This window comes from Peribacillus sp. SIMBA_075 (genome assembly GCF_046534585.1).
Genome location: NZ_JAWRYN010001241.1, coordinates 1 through 249, shown reverse-complemented (window position 1 = coordinate 249; position 249 = coordinate 1). Strand labels below are relative to the sequence as shown.

Sequence of the window (249 nt, the reverse complement as noted above, 5' to 3'; positions counted from 1 at the left end):
GAGTGGACATCCTGGAGGTTCGTTGTCAGCAACTGAACTTCTGACCGTACTGTTTTTTGAGCACATGAATGTCGATCCAAAAAATCCGCAATGGGCTGACCGGGATTGCTTCTTCTTGTCAAAGGGTCATTGCACGCCAGTTTATTATTCTGTACTGGCTGAGAAAGGGTTTTTTCCGGTAGAAGAGCTGATGACCTTCCGCGATGTGGATGGACGCTTGCATGGGCATCCGTGCAGCGAGCATTGTCC

Annotated in this window: 1 pseudogene; it reads left to right on the top strand. The window is 49.4% G+C overall.

From position 1 onward, the window contains the following. Positions 1-22: 22 nt before the first annotated feature. A pseudogene (locus SB775_RS32290) lies at positions 23-249 on the top strand (transketolase); the annotation flags it as partial.